This window comes from Dactylosporangium sp. NPDC000555 (assembly GCF_040300025.1).
In the GTDB taxonomy this organism is placed as follows: Bacteria; Actinomycetota; Actinomycetes; order Mycobacteriales; family Micromonosporaceae; genus Dactylosporangium.
In genome coordinates this window covers 1-17,833 of the sequence record NZ_JBEPDB010000124.1, presented here as the reverse complement: position 1 = coordinate 17,833, position 17,833 = coordinate 1, and the positions used below count along the sequence as shown (strand labels likewise).

Here is a 17,833-nt window from a genome sequence, read left to right as displayed (position 1 = left end):
GCCGAGCCAGACCGGGCGAAGCGGCCGGCGCGGGGCCGAGCCAGACCGGGCGAAGCGCCCGGCGCGGGGCCGAGCCAGACCGGGCGAAGCGCCCGGCGCGGGGCCGAGCCAGACCGGGCGAAGCGGCCAGCCTGGTAATCCCGCACCGGGCCGGCACGGCGGACCGGGGCTGGGCAACTGGGCCGGGCGGGAACGGACACGGCAACGTATGTGCCCGCCGCGGGACGGCCACGGTTGGTGTGATCGGGTCATCGCCGCGCCGCCCCGGGTGAGAACGCGTGGCCGTCCGCAGGATTGAGGCAGCGTCCGCGGCAGAGGGGCCGACGCTGGGGTGTGGGACGGCGGCGGGAAATGTCGGGGCAAAGCGAGCAAGGCGGTGGTTGTGTCGGCCGGCGTACTCGGGTGTGTCGGGGACGCGATCGAATGAGGGCGGCGCGGGATCTAGCGTCACGCGCATGTTCGGACTTGGCCGGAGACCCGGCGCCAATGCGGTCACCGCTCGTGGGGAGATCGTGCACGTCGATTTCGGTCTGCAAAACGTCGATGACCACGGGCACACGCGCGCCGCGCGGTACACCGTGCGCGTCCGGGTCTATCCCGACGGCACGGCGGCGTTCGAGGCCTCGATCAAGGTCAAGCTGCGGGGCACCGCGGGGCCGATGATCGGGGAGGAGACCTGGGTGCGATACGAGCCGGGCAGCCCGGAGCGCATCGACTTCGATCGGGACCGGATCAAGGATCGCAGCTACGACCGGGTGCGGGCCAATCCGGGGCTTCGGATCGTGGTCGACACGCTGTACCGGTATGGTGACCCGCCGGTCAGCGTGATCGCCACCGCGCGCTGATCCGCGGGAAGGCGCGGCGCGTGAAGGGTCGGGGCCCGGCGAGCGGCTCGGTCAGTTCAGGGTCTTCGCGACCTCGACTGCCCGGGCGGCGGCCTTGGCCTTCATGTCGCGCTTGAGCTCCTGGGGCAGCGAGAAGACCAGCTTCTCCTGCGCCGTCGTGATCTCGGCCACGTCGGTGAAGTCGCGGGCGGCCAGGAAGTCCAGGACGTCCATGACGAGCTCCTCGGGCACGGAGGCTCCGGAGGTCACGCCGACCGTCGTGGCGCCGGCCAGCCACTCGTCTTGGATCTCGCTCGCGTAGTCGATCAGGTAGGCGGCCCGCGCGCCGGCGTCGACCGCCACCTCGCGCAGGCGCTGCGAGTTTGACGAGTTCTGCGAGCCGACGACCAGGACGATGTCGCAGTTGGGGGCCATCGCCTTGACGGCGTCCTGGCGGTTGGACGTGGCGTAGCAGATGTCGTCGCTCGGCGGGGACATGAGCAGCGGCAGGCGCTTCTTGAGGCGGGCCACCGTCTCCAGGGTCTCGTCGACCGAGAGCGTGGTCTGCGACAGCCAGACCACCTTCGACGGGTCACGGACCGTGACCTTGTCGGCGCCGTCCGGGCCGTCGACCAGCTGGATGTGCGCGGGCGCCTCGCCCGTGGTGCCGATGACCTCCTCGTGGCCCTCGTGGCCGATCAGCAGGATGTCGTAGTCGTCGGCGGCGAAGCGGCGGGCCTCCTGGTGGACCTTCGTGACCAGCGGGCACGTGGCGTCGATGGCGCGCAGGGAGCGGGCCTCGGCCTGCTCGTGGACCTCCGGCGCGACGCCGTGGGCCGAGAAGACCACGATCGCGCCCTCGGGGACATCGTCGTTCTCCTCGACGAAGATCGCGCCCTTGGCCTGCAGGGTGCTGACCACGTGCTTGTTGTGGACGATCTCCTTGCGTACGTAGATCGGCGCACCGTACAGCTTCAGCGCCTCCTCAACGGTCTGGACCGCGCGGTCCACACCGGCGCAGTAGCCGCGGGGCTTGGCGAGCAGGACGCGCTTTGAAGCAGTCACCCCGCCATCGTACGTGCTGACGTCGCCACCCCTGCCAAGCGAGCCGCCGCCCGGACCGCACACGCGCCAGTCGACGGGTAACGCCAGCACTACCGCGCGGGGGCGGGTGGCGTCGGTACGGTCGGCGCATGCGGCCCCGATCTGTCATGGACGCGCTGCGGCTGCCGCCGGTGCGGTTCCTGACCTCGTGGTGGCCGTGGCGCTCGCTGGCGTATCTGGCCACGGGCGGCCTGCTCGGCATCGCCACGGGCACGGTGCTGCTCGGGCTGTTGCTGGCGGGCGCGGCGCTGAGCCTCGTGGTGGTCGGGCTGGCCGGCTTCCTGGCCGCGGCCCTGTCCGGCATCGTGGTGGCCCGCATCGAGCGGCGCCGGTTGCGCATCGTCGACGACATCCGGCTCAGCGACCCGCATCGGGCGCCCAGCCGGCCGGGGCTGCGCGGCTGGGTCATGGCCCGGCTGTGGGAGCCGGAGACGTGGCGCGAGCTGGGGTACACGATGCTGATGACCACCGCGCTGTGCTGGCTCGACGGCCTGGTCGTGACCGTGTGGGCGTGGGGCGTGTCGGTGCTGGTGTGCGGCCCGCTGTACATCCACGACACCCCGCTGTCGCTGACGCTGGCGGGATCGGTGTTCGGCGTGGCCCTCGGCGTCGTGCTGCTCTACCCGATGAGCGCCTGGGCGGCCGCCCGCGCGGCGATCACGCAGGCCGTGCTCGGGCCGCGGATGGAGACCGACGCGCGGCTGACCGAGGTCGCGCGGTCGCGGGCGCGGCTGGTCGACGCGTTCGAGGTGGAGCGGCGGCGCATCGAGCGCGACCTGCACGACGGGGCGCAGCAGCGGCTCCTGGCGCTCAACATGCAGCTCGGCCTGGCCCGCCTCGAGCTGCCCAGGTCGTCGCCGGCGGCCGAGCCGGTCGCGCGGGCGCACGAGCTGGCCAAGGAGGCGCTCGCGGAGCTGCGGGAACTCATCCGCGGGGTACACCCGAAGATCCTGGCCGACCGCGGTCTGCACGCGGCCCTGCGCGAGGTGGCCGACCGGGCCCCGCTGCTGGTGGACGTCGAGGCGGCACTGCCGCGACGGCTGCCCGGCGCGGTCGAGGCGTGCGCGTACTTCGTGGTCGTCGAGGCGCTGGCGAACGTGGCCAAGCACAGCGGCGCGACCCGGGCGCGGGTGGTGGCGTCGGCGGCCGGCGGGCGGCTCACCGTGCAGGTGCGCGACGACGGCCGGGGCGGGGCCGACCCGGCGCGCGGCAGCGGCCTGTCGGGGCTCGCCGACCGGGTGGCGGCGGCGGGCGGGACAGTGTCGCTGGCCAGCCCGCTCGGAGGGCCTACGGTGGTACACGTGGAGCTGCCGTGCGAGTCGTGACGTTCTGGTTGGGGCCTGTTTGCGCGTCGTGATCGCCGAGGACGGCGTGCTCATCCGCGAGGGCATCGCCGAGCTGCTGCGGCGCTTCGGGCACGAGGTCGTCGCGGCCGTCGGCAGCGCGCCGGAGCTGGTCGACGCCGTGCGGGAGCACAGCCCCGACCTGGTGGTGACCGACGTGCGGATGCCGCCGGGGTTCAGCGACGAGGGCCTGCAGGCCGCGATCGCGCTGCGGGCCGAGGACCCGGCGCTGCCGGTGCTGGTGCTCAGCCAGTACATCGAGCAGACGTACGCCGCCGAGCTGCTCGAGTCGGGGCGGCGCGCCGGGGTCGGGTACCTGCTCAAGGACCGCATCGGCGACGTGGCCGACTTCGCCGACGCGGTCGCGCGGGTCGCGGTCGGGCACACGGTCGTCGACCCCGAGGTGGTGGCGCAGCTGCTCGGCCGGCGGCGCGACCCGCTGGCCCGGCTCACGCCGCGGGAGCGCGAGGTGCTGGCGCTCATGGCCGAGGGGCACTCCAACGCGGCGATCGCCCGCGTGCTGGTGGTGAGCGAGGCCGCCGTGGCCAAGCACATCAACGGACTGCTCGCCAAGCTCGACCTGCCGCCCGACGACGACGTGCACCGGCGGGTGCGCGCCGTGCTGGCGTACCTGCGTGGCTGACATTTCTGTCGTACCCAGTGTTTAGGGTGGACGGCATGACTGAGACGGCCTCGACGAGTGAGCAGCCGTGGCCGGTCCGGGTCGTCAGCCAGAAGATCGGCCATTGGATCGGCCGGCTCGGCTGGATCTGGGTGGACGGACAGGTCGCGCAGATCACCCGGCGGCCCGGCACCAACACCGTGTTCCTCACCCTGCGCGACACGTCGGCCGACCTGAGCCTGACCGTGACCACCAACCGCGACGTGGTCGACCTCGGTGCGCCCGGCCTCAACGACGGTGCGCGGATCGTCGTGCACGCGCGGCCGGAGTTCTACGCCGCGCGCGGCACCCTGAGCCTGCGCGCCGACGAGATCCGCCAGGTCGGCCTCGGCGAGTTGCTGGCGCGGCTGGAGCAGCTCAAGAAGCTGCTGGCCGCCGAGGGGCTCTTCGCCCGGGAGCGCAAGCGGCGCCTGCCGTTCCTGCCGCGGCGCATCGGGCTGATCACCGGCCGGGCCAGCGCCGCCGAGCGCGATGTGCTCACCAACGCGCGGCGACGCTGGCCGACGGTCGACTTCCGGGTGATCAACGTGGCGGTGCAGGGGCCTTCCGCGGTACCGCAGATCATCGACGCGCTCGCCGTGCTCGACCGCGACGAGACGGTCGACGTCATCGTGCTGGCGCGCGGCGGCGGCTCGACCGAAGACCTGCTGCCCTTCTCCGACGAGGCCCTGTGCCGGGCGGTGTTCGCCTGCCGCACGCCGGTCGTCTCCGCGGTCGGGCACGAGACCGACGTGCCGCTCGTGGACTACGTCGCCGACGTGCGCGCCTCCACCCCGACCGACGCCGCCAAGCGCATCGTGCCCGACCTCGGCGAGGAGCTGCGCCTGATCGGCCAGGCCAAGCAGCGGCTCGACCGGTCGCTGCGCGGCCTGCTCGACCGGGAGCAGCACCGGCTCGACGCGCTGCGCTCCCGCCCGTCGATCGCCCGCCCGCTGACCATGGTCGACGTGCGCGCCGCCGACGTCGCCGCGCTGCGTGACCGGGCCACGCGCAACCTCGCGCACCGCCTCGACCGGGCCGGCACCGAGCTCGAGCACACGCTCGCCCGGCTGCGCACGCTCTCGCCATCGGCCACCCTGCAGCGGGGCTATGCGATCGTCCAGCGCGAGGACGGTGCCGTGGTGCGCGCGCCCGGCGAGGTGTCCGCCAAGGAGCGGTTGCGCATCAGGCTGGCCGAGGGGTCGCTGGCCGCGACCGTGGAAGGATGAGCGAGTCTTTCGGAGAGGGGTCAACCACGTGAGCGAGCCGAAGATGGCCGGGCCGGGCTCGGGCGAGACAGGGCCGTCGTTGTCGTATGAGCAGGCCCGAGCCGAGCTCGCCGGCGTCGTCGAGCGCCTGGAGTCGGGCGGCTCGACGCTGGAGGAGTCGCTGGCCCTGTGGGAGCGCGGCGAGGAGCTGGCGACGATCTGCCAGCGCTGGCTCGACGCGGCCCGCGCCCGGCTCACGCCGTCCGAGTCCTGACCACCCGTCGCTCGCACCGCCGTCAACCGGCCGACCGCGATGGTCCGGCCGCGAACGGCCGCCGCACCGCGTCAGACAGCAGCCGACGGGCGGCCGTGCTGGGCACGACCGTGTCCGCTTCGGGCCTGGCGGAGGGGGTCAGGCGGGCAGGCCTATGTAGCGGGCCTGGGCGCGCATCTGGTGGGCGAAGAACTCGTCGCGGTGGTTGATCGTGTTGCGCAGCTGGCCGAAGAGCTCGAAGCTCACCTGGCCGAACAGGGCCACCCAGGCGGACAGGCCGCGCGCCAACGTGGTGGGTGGCACGTCCGGGGCGATCAGCGCGCCGACCCGGGCCACGTCCGCGGCCGAGGCCGCAGGTAGCGGTGGATCGTCGTTCGGGGCCAGCACGCCGGCGACGGCCGCGTCCTGCAGGATGCCGCCGAGCAGGCGGACCGCTCGGGTGGCGGCGGCGACCGTGTCCTCGGGGGCGTGGTAGCCCGGGACCGGACTGCCGTAGATGAGCGCGTATTCGTGCGGCCGCGCCACGGCCCAGTCGCGTATCGCGCCGGCTACCGCGAGCCAGCGGTCGGTGTAGGCGTCCCGCGGTACCGCTGCCTCGGCTTCTTCGGCGGAGCCGCCCAGCGCGTTGTACGCGTCCAGGATCAGGGCGGTGAGCAGTTCGTCGCGGCTGGCGAAGTACCGGTAGATCGCCGAGCTCACCACGCCCAGGTCCCGGGCCACGGCGCGCAGCGAGAGGTTCGCGCCGTCGGTGGCCAGGTGGCGGCGGGCGATCTCCTTGATCTCGTCGGTCATCTCCGCCCGGACGCGGGCCCTGATCGAGTTCGCCTTCATGCGGCCATCATCACATGCGCTCCAATTCGAGAGCAATGCTCTTGCAAAGCACCACGGCGGCGTCCTACGCTCTGAATCGAGAGCAACGCTCTCCAACTAGAGCAGTAGGGGGCTGTCATGCAGGTCGTCGTCGGGTCCGGATCGGTCGGTACCGCCATCGCGCTGCGCGTCGCGGAGGCCGGCGAGGAGGTGCGCGTCGTCACGCGCAGCGGTGGCGGGCCGGAGCATCCGCTGGTCAGCCGGGTCGCGGCGGACGCCGGCGACGCGGCCGAGCTGCTGCGGATCGCGGAGGGCGCGAGCGTGATCTACAACTGCGCCAACCCGCAGTACCACGCCTGGCCGACCGACTGGCCGCCCATCGCCGACGCGCTGCTGCGGGCCGCGGAGGCCAACGACGCGGTGCTGGCGATCACCGGGAACCTGTACGGGTACGGGCCGGTCACCCAGCCGATGACCGAGGACATGCCGCTGGCCGCGACCACCGTCAAGGGGCGGGTGCGGGCGAAGATGTGGCAGGACGCGCTCGCCTCGCGGGTCCGCGCGTTCGAGGTGCGCTCCTCGGACTGGATCGGGCCGCGGTACTCCCTGATCTCGCAGGCCCTGCCGGCCATGCGCGAGGGCCGGACCGCCTGGCTGCCGGCGCCGCTTGACGTGCCGCACACCTACACGTACACGGCCGACGCCGCCCGCACGCTCGTCGAGCTGGCGAAGCACGAGCGCGCCTGGGGCCGGGCCTGGCACACGCCGTCGCCGGCGCCGATGACCGCGCGGCGGCTGCTCACCCGGGCGGCCGAGCTCGCCGGGCTGCCCGCGCCGCGGCTGCGCGCCTATCCGCAGGTGGCGGTGCGGGGCGCGGCGCTGTTCGACAAGATGGCCAAGGAGTTCCTGGAGATCCGGTACCAGCACGCGCGGCCGTTCGTCATGGACTCCTCACGGGTGACCGCGGAGTTCGGCCTGACCGCGACGCCGCTGGACGAGGCCATCCGCGAGACGGTGCGAAGTGCCTGAATACTCTGCCGGGCGAAAAGCCCGACAGAGTATTCGACGGCCGAATGGACTCGGTCAGGAGAAGTCGACGAGCGAGTACGCGCGCAGCTTCTCCAGGCGGTGGAACGAGTCGATCCAGCGGATCGTTCCCGAGCGCGACCGCATCACGATCGACTGGGTGTAGGCGCCGCCTGAGCGGTACCGCACGCCCTTGAGCAGGTCGCCGCTGGTCACGCCCGTCGCGCAGAAGAACATGTTGTCCCCGCTGACCAGGTCGTCGGTGTGCAGCACGCGCGAGAGGTCGTGACCCGCGGCGATCGCCTTCTCCCGCTCCGCGTCGTCGCGCGGCCACAGCTTCGCCTGGATCGCCCCGCCCATGCACTTGAGCGCCACAGCGGCGACGATGCCCTCCGGGGTGCCGCCGATGCCCATGAGCACGTCGGTCTCGCTCACCTCCCGGGCCGCGCTGATCGCCCCCGCGATGTCGCCGTCGGAGATGAAGCGGATCCGCGCGCCAGTGTGCCGGACCTGCTGGACGAGCTCCTGGTGGCGGGGCCGGTCCAGGATGCAGACGGTGAGCTCGGAGACGCTGGAGCGCTTCACCTTGGCGATCCGGCGCAGGTTCTCCTCGACCCCGGCCTCGATGTCCACCACGTCGGCGCAGTCCGGGCCGACGGCCAGCTTCTCCATGTAGAACACCGCGGAGGGGTCGAACATCGCACCCCGCTCGGCCACCGCGAGCACGGCGAGGGCGTTTGGCATGCCCTTGCTCATGAGGGTGGTGCCGTCGACCGGGTCGACCGCCACGTCGACCTCGGGGCCGGTGCCGTCGCCGACGCTCTCGCCGTTGTAGAGCATCGGCGCGTTGTCCTTCTCGCCTTCGCCGATCACCACCGTGCCGCGCATGGGCAGCGAGTTGATCAGTAGACGCATGGCGTCGACGGCCGCGCCGTCGCCGCCGTTCTTGTCGCCCCGGCCGACCCAGCGGCCGGCGGCCATCGCCGCGGCCTCGGTGACCCGTACGAGGTCGAGGGCCAGGTTCCGGTCCATCTCACGATTCATTCGTGCACTCCTCGCGCGTCGTTGCGTGGGTGTGTTCGGTAACAGAAAACCCCGTCAAGCAATCCTGACAGGCCAGCGGTCCGCATCGCCTGTCAAGATGGAGCCGTGGTGACTCCGACACAGCAGACCCGCGAGACCAAGGCCCGCCGCCCGCGGGACATGGCGCTGTCCATGCTGGTCCTGATCGTGCCGGTGTTCCTTCTCGTCGGGCTCTACCGCTTCCTCGGAAACGAGACGCCACCCATGGTCGACACGACCGAGGTCTACGGCTCGGTCCAGCGCGCGGGGCAGTTCGAGCTGCTCAAGCCGGAGGGGCTGCCGAGCGGCTGGCGGGTCGTCTCGGCGACGCACACCGACGGCGTCCTCCGGCTCGGGATGACCGCACCGGATGACGGCGCCCTGCAGCTCGTGGAGACCGCCAAGCCGGCGGCCGAGGTCGTGCCGGCGATCGTCGGCAGGGACGCCCGCGACGACGGCGAGGTCACGATCGCCGGCCGGCAGTGGCAGCGCCTGTCGCAGGGGCGTCCGGGCGAGCGCGCGATCGTGCAGACCGGCGGCGGCCGCACGGTGATCGTCGTGGGCCAGGCGAAGCAGAGCCAGCTGGAGCAGCTGGCGGAGAGCCTCAGGCCGTAGGCCGGACCGTAGCCGGGCCACTCACGGCGTCGGCAGGCCGAAGCCCACGGTGGTGCCGGTGCCCTCGATCGACTCGAGGGCGATCCAGCCGCCGTGCGCCTCGACGATCGCCTTCGAGATCGCCAGGCCCAGCCCGCTGCCCTTGATCGCCCGCTTCTGCGCGTCCGCGGTGCGGAAGAAGCGGTTGAAGATCATGCCCTGCTCGTTGTCGGGGATCCCGACGCCGGTGTCGCGGACCCAGACCACGACCTCGCCGTCGCGCTCACGGCCGGTGACGGTGACCGTGCCGGCCGGCTCGGAGAACTTGACGGCGTTGTCGAGCAGGTTGAGCACCACCCGCTCGAGCTGCTCCCCGTCGCCCTGTACGACCGGGATGTGCTCGTCCACGTCGAGCGTCAGCCGCACCCCGGCCGCCTCGACGGCGGGGCGGATCGCCTCGCAGGCGGCGTCGACCAGCTGCCGGATGCCTACCGGCCCGAGGCTGAGCGTGAGCGTGCCCGACTCGATGCGGGAGAACGTGAGCAGGTCCTCGATGAGGTCCAGCAGCCGCCGGCCGTTACGGTCGATGATGGCGACGATCTTGCGCTCGCTGGGGCCGAGCGCGGTCGCGTCGCTGTCGGCCAGGATTTCGGTGTACCCCCGGATGCTCGTCAACGGCGTGCGCAGCTCATGCGAGACGGTGGCGACGAACTCGCTCTTGAGGCGGTCGAGCTCCTGCAGGTCGCTGTTGGTGCGGGCGAGCTTCTCGGCCTGCCGCTGCAGGGCCTCCTCGGCGCGGCGGCGGTCGGTGACATCGGCGATCTGGTGCACGACGCTGGACGCCCCGCCGCCGATCAGTGAGGCGGAGTACTGCCCCCACACCAGCGAGCCGTCCGCGCGGCACAGCCGCAGCTCCTTGGTCACCTTGTCGGTGTCGCCGGCGACGAGCCGCTTGAGCCGCTCCTCGAACAGCGGCCGGTCGTCCTCGCAGATCGTGTCCGGCAGGAAGTCGGCGGGCCCCAGGCCGGTCATCCGGGACAGCTCCTGGTTGACCTCCAGCACCCGGCCGGCGAGGTCGGTGACCGCCATGCCGACCGGCGCGTGGTCGAACGCCGCCCGGAAGGTGAGCTCGGCCCGGCGCCGGTCGGCCAGCAGGCGCCGCTGCGACAGCGCGTGTCCGACCGCTGAGCCGAGCCGCGAGAGCCGGTCCTTGAGCAGGTAGTCCACGGCCCCGTGGCGCAGCGCGTCGACGCACGCCTCCTCGCTCAGCGCGCCGCTGACCACGATGACCGGGATCTCGCAGCCGGTGGCGCGCAGCATCTCGAGCGCCTCGAGCGCGTTGAACTGCGGCAGGGAGTAGTCCGCGAGGATGATGTCGGGCGGGCCGTCGGCGGCGGCCAGCGCGGCGCGGAACTCCTCCCGGGCGTCGACCCGGTGGCAGGCGGGCGCGAAGCCGGCACGGCGCAGCTCGAAGACGAGCATCTCGGCGTCGTCGGGGTTGTCCTCGAGCAGCAGGATCTTCATGGATGCGGTCATCGTGAGGAGGCGTCGGTGAGGTTGAGGTCCAGCCAGTACACGCCGATGTTGTTGACGGCGGCCATGAACTGCTCCATGTCGACGGGTTTGACGATGTAGCTGTTGGCGCCCAGCTCATAGCAGGCGTGCAGGTCGCGGTCCTGTGCCGACGAGGTGAGCATGACGACGGGAATGTGCCGGGTGCGTGGCTCGGCCTTCACCCGGCGCAGCACGTCGATGCCGTCGACCAGCGGCAGCTTGATGTCCAGCAGGACCACCTGCGGCGGTTCGGCCCGGGGTGTGAGCAGGTAGTCGAGCGCCTCGGCACCGTCCCGGGCGACGTCGACGGCGCTGGTGAAGGTCCCGCGCGCGAACGCGAGCCGCGCCAGCTCCAGGTCGTCGGGGTTGTCCTCGACCAGCAACACCCGGTTCATCGGACCGCCTCCAGCTCGGGCACGTACGCCGGCAGGGTGAAGAGGAAGGTGGCGCCCTCCCCCGGCGTCGCGTCGGCCCAGATCTGCCCGCCGTGGCGATGCACGATCCGGTGGGCGAGCGCGAGGCCGATCCCGGTGCCCTCGTACTCCTCGGCGCGGTGCAGGCGCTGGAACACCTTGAACAGCTTGTCCGCGTAGCGCATGTCGAACCCGGCGCCGTTGTCCCGCACGAAGTACGTGGCCTCGCCGCCCGCGGTGACCCGATGGCCGACCTCGATGCGGGCCGGCGTCGCGTCGCGGGTGTACTTGACCGCGTTGCCCAGCAGGTTGGCCACCACGTGCCGGACCAGCCGCGGGTCGCCGAGCGCGTCCGGAAGCTCGCCGACGAGCAGCTCGATCCGCCGGTCGCCGAGCTCGACGGCGAGCTCCTCCCACACCTCGGCGACGAGCTGGTCGAACTCGACCCGCCGGCTGGCCATCTCCTGCCGCTGCAGCCGGGAGAACGCCAGCAGCCCGTCGATGAGCTCGCCCATCTGCTGCGCACCGGCGCGGATCCGCCCGACGTACCGGCGGCCCCGGTCGTCCAGCGCGTCGCCGTAGTCGAGGGCGAGCATCTTGGCGAAGCCGTCGACCGCGCGCAGCGGGGCCCGCAGGTCGTGCGAGACGCTGTACGAGAACGACTCCAGCTCGGCGTTGGCCTCGCGCAGGTCGGCGGTGCGCTCGGCGACTCGCCGCTCGAGGTCGGCGTTGAGCCGCTCGATGACCAGCTCGGCCTTCTTGCGGGCGGTCACGTCCTGGCTCACCTTGACGAACCCGCGCACCGAGCCGTCGGGGTGGCGCACGGCGGTGAGCAGCCCGTGAGCCCAGAACCGGGTGCCGTCCTTGCGTACGCGGGGCCCGTCGATCTCGACCGGTCCGGCCTCGGCCGCCTGCCGCAGGATCCGCCCCGGCAGGCCCCCGGCCCGGTCCTCGGGCGTGAAGAACCTCGCGTAGGACTCGCCGATGATCTCTTCGCTGCGGTACCCCTTGATCCGCTTGGCATTGCCCGACCAGCTCACCACGCACCCCTCGGGGTCGAGCATGTAGATCGCATAGTCCCGCGCACCGTCCAGCAGCAGCTGCAGCAGCTCCTCCGACGAGCGCAGCTGCTCGTCGGCGGCGTGCCGCTCGGTGATGTCGCGCAGCACCGCCACGGCGCCGGGCGGTTCGCCATCCCGCGTCAGGGCCCGCAGCCGTACCTCCACCCGCCGACCGGCCATGAGGCACTCGACCTGCGTCTCCGGGCCCGACCCGCCGTGACGGGACCGATACGGGGTGACGCCGTCCGCCTCGCGCATGTCCAGCAGCTCGGGCCACTCCGAGACGGGGCGTTCGGCGGCGTCCGGCCCGAGAATCGCCCGGGCGGTCGGGTTGAGCCACACCGCCCGGTCGCGCCCGTCGATGACCGCGACGCCGTCGGCGATCGTGTCCATCACCGCGCCGAGCAGCGCGGCCTGCGCCCGGGCGTTCGCCCCGGCGATCCGCAGGTCGGCGGTCGCCTCCCGGACCCGCTCCTCGGCCCGCCGGCGGGAGGTCGCCAGGGTGTACACCAGCAGCGCGGTCACCAGCGTCAGCGCCGCGCCGCCGAAGAACATGCCCTCGTCGAGGTGGCCGCCGGCGCCGGCCAGGGCCCTGCCGTCGGCGGCGACCCGCAGCTGCCACTGCCGGTCGGCGACCCGCACGTCGACGTTGCGGCGCAGGCCGGCGCCGCGAGGGTCGCCGTGGTGGATGGCGGCGATGGTACGCAGCTCGGTGCCGGCGAAGGCGGCCAGGCTGACGTCGAGCAGTTCCCGGGCCGGCTGCCGCATGGTGTCGCCGAAGAGGTCCTGCACCCGCACGGTCAGCTGCAGATATCCCCGCAGCGCGCCGGTGCCGCGCTCGACCACCCGCTGGACCAGCGCGACGGTCTGCGGCTGCGGGTCGGCCGCGCTCGCCGCGTCGCGCAGCTGGACGTATGGCTCGGACGCCGCCGGCAGGCCGGTCGTCCGGGTGCGCTCGACCGCGGCCGCGGCCTGCGGTACGGCCGCGAGGTCGCGCCCGGACCCGGGGCCAGGGCCGGGGACGGAGGGTGGTCCGGTGGCCGCGGTGGCCAAGCCGCGCGAGATCACGGCGAAGTAGTGCTCGCCGGTCCCGGGCGCGGCGGTCAGGATGAGGCCCGGCAGCCCGCGGGTCCGCCAGGCGGCCTGGGCGTCGGCGACGCCGGCGTCGGGCACCGGCACGACGTAGTCGACGGACACCGCGCCCGGCAGCCACAGCTGCCCCAGCGGCTGGGTCGCGGTGGTGAAGGAGGCGGCGTCCAGCGCCGGCAGGGCCTCCAGTGCGCCCGCGACGAGCCGCAGGGAGTCGACGTACCGCTGCGCGGCGGAGGCGACCGCGTCCTGCGCGGCGGCGGTGCGCCGGTCGAGGGCCTGGGCGGCGCCGTCGCGCTCCACGCGGTGCATGAGCAGGCCGGCGCCGCCGGACACCAGCATGCCCAGCAGCACCACGCCGAGGACCTGCAGACGGACGCCCACCACGCCTACTCACATCGGCGGTGCGCCCCGGTGGTTGAGGAGTTGCGGTCCGGTTCAGCCGTTGTCGCTGGAGTGTCCCGGGAAGAGGTGGGCCGCAGGGTCGATGATCACGGCGGCGTTGTTGACGGCGGTGGCCGCCTCGCCGAAGCCGACCGCGATGAGACGGACCTTCCCGCTGTACTCGCTGATGTCCCCGGCGGCGAAGACCCTCGGCAGGTTGGTGGCCGTCGTGGAGTCGACGCGGATGTGGCGCTTGTCGAGCTCCAGGCCCCAGTCGGCGAGCGGGCCGAGATCGGCGGTGAAGCCGAGCGCGGCCACGACCGTGTCCGCCGGGAGGGTGCGCGCCTCGCCGCCGCGGGCCACCACCTCGACCGCCGAGACCCGCCCGTCGCCGTGCAGCTTGGTGACCTCCGCGTTGACCACGATCTCGACCGGCAGCGCCTGCACCCGGGCGACGGTGGAGGCGTGCGCGCGGAACTTGTCGCGGCGGTGCACCAGCGTCACCGACTTCGCGATCGGCTGCAGCGCCAGCGCCCAGTCGAAGGCGGAGTCGCCGCCGCCGACGATGACGACGTCGTGCCCGGCCAGATCCGCCAGGTGGGGTACGAAGAAGACGATCCCCTCGCCGTCGAAGCCATCGGCGGCGGGCAGCGGGCGGGCGGTGAAGCTGCCCAGGCCGCCGGTGATGAGCACCGCCCCGCAGCGCAGCGACGTTCCGTCGGACAGTGTGAGCACGGGCCGCTCATCCACATAGGACAGCCCCTCGGCGCGCACCCCGAGGTGATACCCGGGGTTGAACTGCGCGGCCTGCTCGACGAGGTTGGCGACCAGGTCACGGCCGCGGATGCCGGGGAAGCCGGCGACGTCGAAGATCATCTTCTCCGGGTACATCGCCGTGACCTGGCCGCCCGGCTCGGGCAGCGCGTCGATGACGGCAGTGGACAATCCACGAAATCCCGCGTAATAGGCCGCGAACAGCCCCGACGGTCCCGCGCCCACGATGGCGAGGTCAACTTCCCGCATGCGGCAGACGCTACGACACGTCCGGCCCGAGGGCCAGTGTGTCGACGTGTTCGACCGGTTTCGGGCGGCGCCGGCGGAACAGGATCGCGGCGACGAGCCCGGCGATGAACCCGCACAGGTGACCCTGCCAGGAGACGCCCGGGTCGCCCGGGAACATGGCGATGAGCTGCCAGCCGTAGAGCAGCCCGACCAGCAGGCCGACCGCGATGTGCCACCAGCTGCGCTCGACGATGCCGCGCATGAGGATGACGCCGAGGTACCCGAATATCACCCCGCTGGCACCCACCACGACCGTGTTGGGTGAGCCCAGGAACCACACCCCGACGCCCGCGACGACGGCGATGAAGACGGTGGTGAGCCAGAACCGGGCACTCCCCGCGGCCAGCACGAAGGTGCCCAGCACGATCAGCGGGACGCTGTTGGACAGCACGTGGTCGTAACCCACGTGCAGAAACGGCGCGAAGACGATGCCGTCGAGACCGTCGAGGTGGCGCGGGCGGATGCCGCCCGCCTGGTCGAGCCGGTGCCCGAACCGCGTGTCGAGGAACTCGATGAGGAACAGGACCGGGACGAACGCGCACATCGCCACGAACGCGCGCCCGATGGAGGCGTAGAAGGCCTCGGTGCCGAAGCGCGTCGGGTCGGACTGCCCGCCAGGATCGATCGCCACGTCACTGTGGTAACAGTTCCGCGCCGGCGCCGCCACAGAAAGTTTGTGACGCGCCGGCGCGGACTATTTCGTTACCTGGGGAGCGCGGGTCAGTACCAGCCCTTCGACTGGCTGTGCGACCAGGCGCCGCAGGGCGTGCTGTACCGGCCCTTGATGTAGTTCAGGCCCCAGCGGATCTGCGTCTCGGGGTTGGTCTTCCAGTCCGCGCCGACGGTGGCCATCTTGTTGCCGGGCAGGGCCTGCGGAATGCCGTACGCGCCGCTGCTCTTGTTCAAGGCGCTGGCGTTCCAGTGGCTTTCCTTGTCCCACAGCTTCTCGAGGCACGGCATCTGGTCGAGCCCGAAGCCGTAGCCCACGAGCACCGCGCAGCCGATCTTCTTGTTGCCCGAGTAGGCGTCACAGGAGCTGGGGACCGGATATTTGGGGGGCGAGTTCGTCGGCGGTTTGGTCGACGCGGACGCGGACGGGCTCGCGGCGGTCGTGCGCTGGTTCGACCGGCTCGCCGCCTCCTCGGCCTTCTTGCGGGCGGCGTCGTCGGCCGCCTTGGCCTGCGCCGAGGCGTCGGAGGCGGCATCCTTGGCCTTGGCCAGGGCGTCTGCCTCGTCGGCGTTGACCGGCGGGCGCGACACGGACGGCGTCGCGGACGAGGAGGAGAGCGGGGATGCGGCGTCAGCGACCTTGACCGGGTTCGCGGACGCGTCGTGCTGGGTCTGCAAGCCGGCAATCACGAGCCCACCTACCAGCCCCGCGATGATCACGAGGCCGAGCACGGCTCGGATGGTGCCGACCCGGCGCCACAGCCGGATCACGAAGTCATCCATTCGTCGGGGACAGGGACACGGTGCCGCCCTTTGCGGGACCGGGTCCGGACGGGCTGTGACCCATCCGGACCCTTACGCACCGTGAGCGCCTGATGCCGACTTGCCTGGCGTCACGCGCTCGAGACCCACCTTCGCCTAGTGCATTCGCAGGTGAGAAGCCAAACGCTGTCTTCTGTGATTCTAATCACGCCGCAATTCGGGCGCATTCGCTCAACTCCGGCCGCTACTAGCGCTCGAACGGCAGGTCTTCCAGCAGATCCGTGACGACCTCCGCGATCGGAGATCGCTCCGAACGGGTGAGGGTGACATGCGCGAAGAGCGGATGGCCCTTCAGCGCCTCGATCACCGCGGCAATACCGTCGTGCCGCCCGACCCGGAGGTTGTCACGCTGCGCAACATCGTGGGTGAGCACCACCCGCGAGTTGCTGCCGATGCGGGACAGCACGGTGAGCAGCACACCCCGCTCGAGCGACTGCGCCTCGTCGACGATCACGAAGGCGTCGTGCAGGCTGCGGCCGCGAATGTGGGTCAACGGCAGCACCTCGAGCATGCCCCGGGCCGCGACCTCCTCCATCACGTTGTCGTGCACGAGCGCGCCGAGCGTGTCGAACACGGCCTGCGCCCACGGCGACATCTTCTCGGCCTCGCTGCCGGGCAGGTATCCCAGCTCCTGACCGCCGACCGCGTACAGCGGCCGGAAGACGATGACCTTCTTGTGCTTGCGCCGCTCCATGACCGCCTCGAGGCCGGCGCAGAGCGCGAGCGCCGACTTGCCGGTGCCGGCCCGCCCGCCGAGCGACACGATGCCGACCGAGTCGTCCAGCAGCAGGTCGAGCGCGACACGCTGCTCCGCCGAGCGCCCCCGGACACCGAAAGCCTCGCGGTCGCCGCGCACCAGCCGCACCGACTTGTCGGCGCCGACGCGCCCCAGTGCCGAGCCGTTGGGTGAGGTGAGCACCAGGCCGGTGTGCACTGGCAGGTCTCCGGCGCCGTCGAGGTCGATGGCCTCCCCGGCGTACAACCCCTTGACCTCTTCCTCGCTGATGCCCAGCTCGACCATGCCGGTCCAGCTGTGATCGGCGGCCGGCCCGGGCTGGTACTCGTCGGCCGCCAGGCCGACCGAGCCCGCCTTCACCCGCAGCGGCATGTCCTTCGTGACCAGCAGGACGTCCCTGCCCTCGGCCTGCAGCGCGAGCGCGACGGCCAGGATGCGGGCGTCGTCGGTCTCGGCCCGGAACCCGGCCGGCAGCACGCGCTGGTCGGCGTGGTTGAGCTCGACGCGCAGGGTGCCCCCGGCGTCGGTCAGCGGCAGCGGCTCGTCCAGCCGGCCGTGCTTGGCCCGCAGCTCGTCGAGGAAGCGCAGCGAGCGCCGCGCGAAGTAGCCCAGCTCGGGGTGGTGCCGCTTGCCCTCCAACTCAGAGATGACGACCAGGGGCAGCACCACGTCGTGCTCGTGGAAGCGCAGGAAGGCGCCCGGATCGGACAGCAGCACGGAGGTGTCGAGCACGAAGGTGCGCCGGGTGGGGACGGGGGCCTCCTCGGCCTTCTTGCGGGTGCGGCGCACGGCCTTGACGGGCCGCCCATCCGGCGCCGGTGCCGGATCCGAGGAAGATGCGGAGGATGCTGAGGGACTACGGCGAACGGTCACGGGATCTCCGGGGGCGGGCACCTCGCCGCCCGCACTCGCGTCCTCCGACGCCCGCACGGGGTCGGGTGCTTGGCCCCGTGGCTTCACATGAGTTCGCTCGGTCCGGGCCTCGGATGGCGGGGAAAACCCCCGCCACAGCAATGACGCTATCGGGTGCCGGCAAAATCCACTAGATGATTGATGCCTTGAAGATTCAGTGGTCGTAGGCGATGAGGGACCGTTTGACTGGGGCGCCGATGGTCCAGTTGTGCCAGATCACGGCGG

The 17,833-nt window shown here is 72.2% G+C and carries 17 protein-coding genes; 7 read left to right on the top strand and 10 right to left on the bottom strand.

Going from position 1 to position 17,833, the window contains the following annotated elements; genetic code table 11:
- Nucleotides 1–455 precede the first annotated feature (455 nt).
- Nucleotides 456–845, top strand: coding sequence for a hypothetical protein (locus tag ABT297_RS40235; RefSeq protein ID WP_350558444.1), 390 nt, complete (start codon nt 456–458; stop codon nt 843–845).
- 51 nt (nt 846–896) lie between these two features.
- Here ABT297_RS40235 and ABT297_RS40230 read toward each other — a convergent pair whose 3' ends face one another.
- Nucleotides 897–1,889: a 4-hydroxy-3-methylbut-2-enyl diphosphate reductase gene (locus tag ABT297_RS40230; RefSeq protein WP_350558441.1), complete on the bottom strand. Its 993-nt coding sequence runs from the start codon at nt 1,887–1,889 to the stop codon at nt 897–899.
- Between the two features lie 128 nt (nt 1,890–2,017).
- On the opposite strand from ABT297_RS40230, the gene ABT297_RS40225 reads away from it, so the two are divergent.
- From ABT297_RS40225 to ABT297_RS40210, 4 genes are read left to right on the top strand one after another with little or no spacing between them, the layout of a single operon-like run.
- A complete protein-coding gene (locus ABT297_RS40225) occupies nt 2,018–3,253 on the top strand; it encodes a sensor histidine kinase (protein WP_350558438.1) in 1,236 nt (411 codons plus the stop codon).
- A 19-nt stretch (nt 3,254–3,272) separates the two neighbouring features.
- Entirely contained in the window at nt 3,273–3,914 is a 642-nt protein-coding gene (locus tag ABT297_RS40220; protein WP_350558435.1) for a response regulator, read from the top strand.
- 35 nt (nt 3,915–3,949) lie between these two features.
- Nucleotides 3,950–5,161 (top strand): exodeoxyribonuclease VII large subunit, encoded by a 1,212-nt coding sequence (gene xseA, locus ABT297_RS40215; RefSeq protein WP_350558432.1) that lies wholly within the window; start codon nt 3,950–3,952, stop codon nt 5,159–5,161.
- Nucleotides 5,162–5,204: 43 nt separating this feature from the next.
- Nucleotides 5,205–5,414: an exodeoxyribonuclease VII small subunit gene (locus ABT297_RS40210; protein WP_350558447.1), complete on the top strand. Its 210-nt coding sequence runs from the start codon at nt 5,205–5,207 to the stop codon at nt 5,412–5,414.
- 138 nt (nt 5,415–5,552) lie between these two features.
- Here ABT297_RS40210 and ABT297_RS40205 read toward each other — a convergent pair whose 3' ends face one another.
- Nucleotides 5,553–6,245, bottom strand: coding sequence for a TetR/AcrR family transcriptional regulator (locus ABT297_RS40205; protein WP_350558429.1), 693 nt, complete (start codon nt 6,243–6,245; stop codon nt 5,553–5,555).
- Nucleotides 6,246–6,362: 117 nt separating this feature from the next.
- On the opposite strand from ABT297_RS40205, the gene ABT297_RS40200 reads away from it, so the two are divergent.
- Nucleotides 6,363–7,253, top strand: a complete 891-nt coding sequence (locus ABT297_RS40200; RefSeq protein ID WP_350558426.1) for an NAD-dependent epimerase/dehydratase family protein — start codon at nt 6,363–6,365, stop codon at nt 7,251–7,253.
- 54 nt (nt 7,254–7,307) lie between these two features.
- Here the strand turns inward: ABT297_RS40200 and glpX are convergent, their stop codons facing one another.
- Nucleotides 7,308–8,294 carry a class II fructose-bisphosphatase gene (glpX, locus tag ABT297_RS40195; protein WP_350558423.1) on the bottom strand — a complete coding sequence of 329 codons (987 nt, stop codon included), beginning with the start codon at nt 8,292–8,294 and terminating at the stop codon, nt 7,308–7,310.
- A gap of 105 nt (nt 8,295–8,399) precedes the next feature.
- On the opposite strand from glpX, the gene ABT297_RS40190 reads away from it, so the two are divergent.
- Nucleotides 8,400–8,927: a DUF4245 domain-containing protein gene (locus tag ABT297_RS40190; RefSeq protein ID WP_350558420.1), complete on the top strand. Its 528-nt coding sequence runs from the start codon at nt 8,400–8,402 to the stop codon at nt 8,925–8,927.
- 21 nt (nt 8,928–8,948) lie between these two features.
- On the opposite strand, the gene ABT297_RS40185 is transcribed toward ABT297_RS40190, so the two are convergent.
- The 7 genes from ABT297_RS40185 to phoH2 form a co-directional block, all read right to left on the bottom strand.
- Nucleotides 8,949–10,430: a sensor histidine kinase gene (locus tag ABT297_RS40185; protein ID WP_350558417.1), complete on the bottom strand. Its 1,482-nt coding sequence runs from the start codon at nt 10,428–10,430 to the stop codon at nt 8,949–8,951.
- An 8-nt stretch (nt 10,431–10,438) separates the two neighbouring features.
- Complete coding sequence (locus tag ABT297_RS40180) at nt 10,439–10,855, bottom strand: response regulator (protein ID WP_350558414.1); 417 nt, start codon at nt 10,853–10,855, stop codon at nt 10,439–10,441.
- Nucleotides 10,852–13,410, bottom strand: coding sequence for a PAS domain S-box protein (locus ABT297_RS40175; RefSeq protein WP_350558411.1), 2,559 nt, complete (start codon nt 13,408–13,410; stop codon nt 10,852–10,854). The genes ABT297_RS40180 and ABT297_RS40175 overlap by 4 nt, the downstream gene beginning before the upstream one ends.
- A 51-nt stretch (nt 13,411–13,461) precedes the next feature.
- Complete coding sequence (locus tag ABT297_RS40170; RefSeq protein WP_350558408.1) at nt 13,462–14,430, bottom strand: NAD(P)/FAD-dependent oxidoreductase; 969 nt, start codon at nt 14,428–14,430, stop codon at nt 13,462–13,464.
- Between the two features lie 10 nt (nt 14,431–14,440).
- A complete protein-coding gene (locus tag ABT297_RS40165) occupies nt 14,441–15,100 on the bottom strand; it encodes a rhomboid family intramembrane serine protease (RefSeq protein WP_350558405.1) in 660 nt (219 codons plus the stop codon).
- 89 nt (nt 15,101–15,189) lie between these two features.
- Nucleotides 15,190–15,921 carry an aggregation-promoting factor C-terminal-like domain-containing protein gene (locus ABT297_RS40160; protein ID WP_350558402.1) on the bottom strand — a complete coding sequence of 244 codons (732 nt, stop codon included), beginning with the start codon at nt 15,919–15,921 and terminating at the stop codon, nt 15,190–15,192.
- A gap of 226 nt (nt 15,922–16,147) precedes the next feature.
- Nucleotides 16,148–17,485: an RNA 5'-3' helicase PhoH2 gene (phoH2, locus tag ABT297_RS40155; RefSeq protein WP_350558399.1), complete on the bottom strand. Its 1,338-nt coding sequence runs from the start codon at nt 17,483–17,485 to the stop codon at nt 16,148–16,150.
- Between the last annotated feature and the right edge of the window lie 348 nt (nt 17,486–17,833).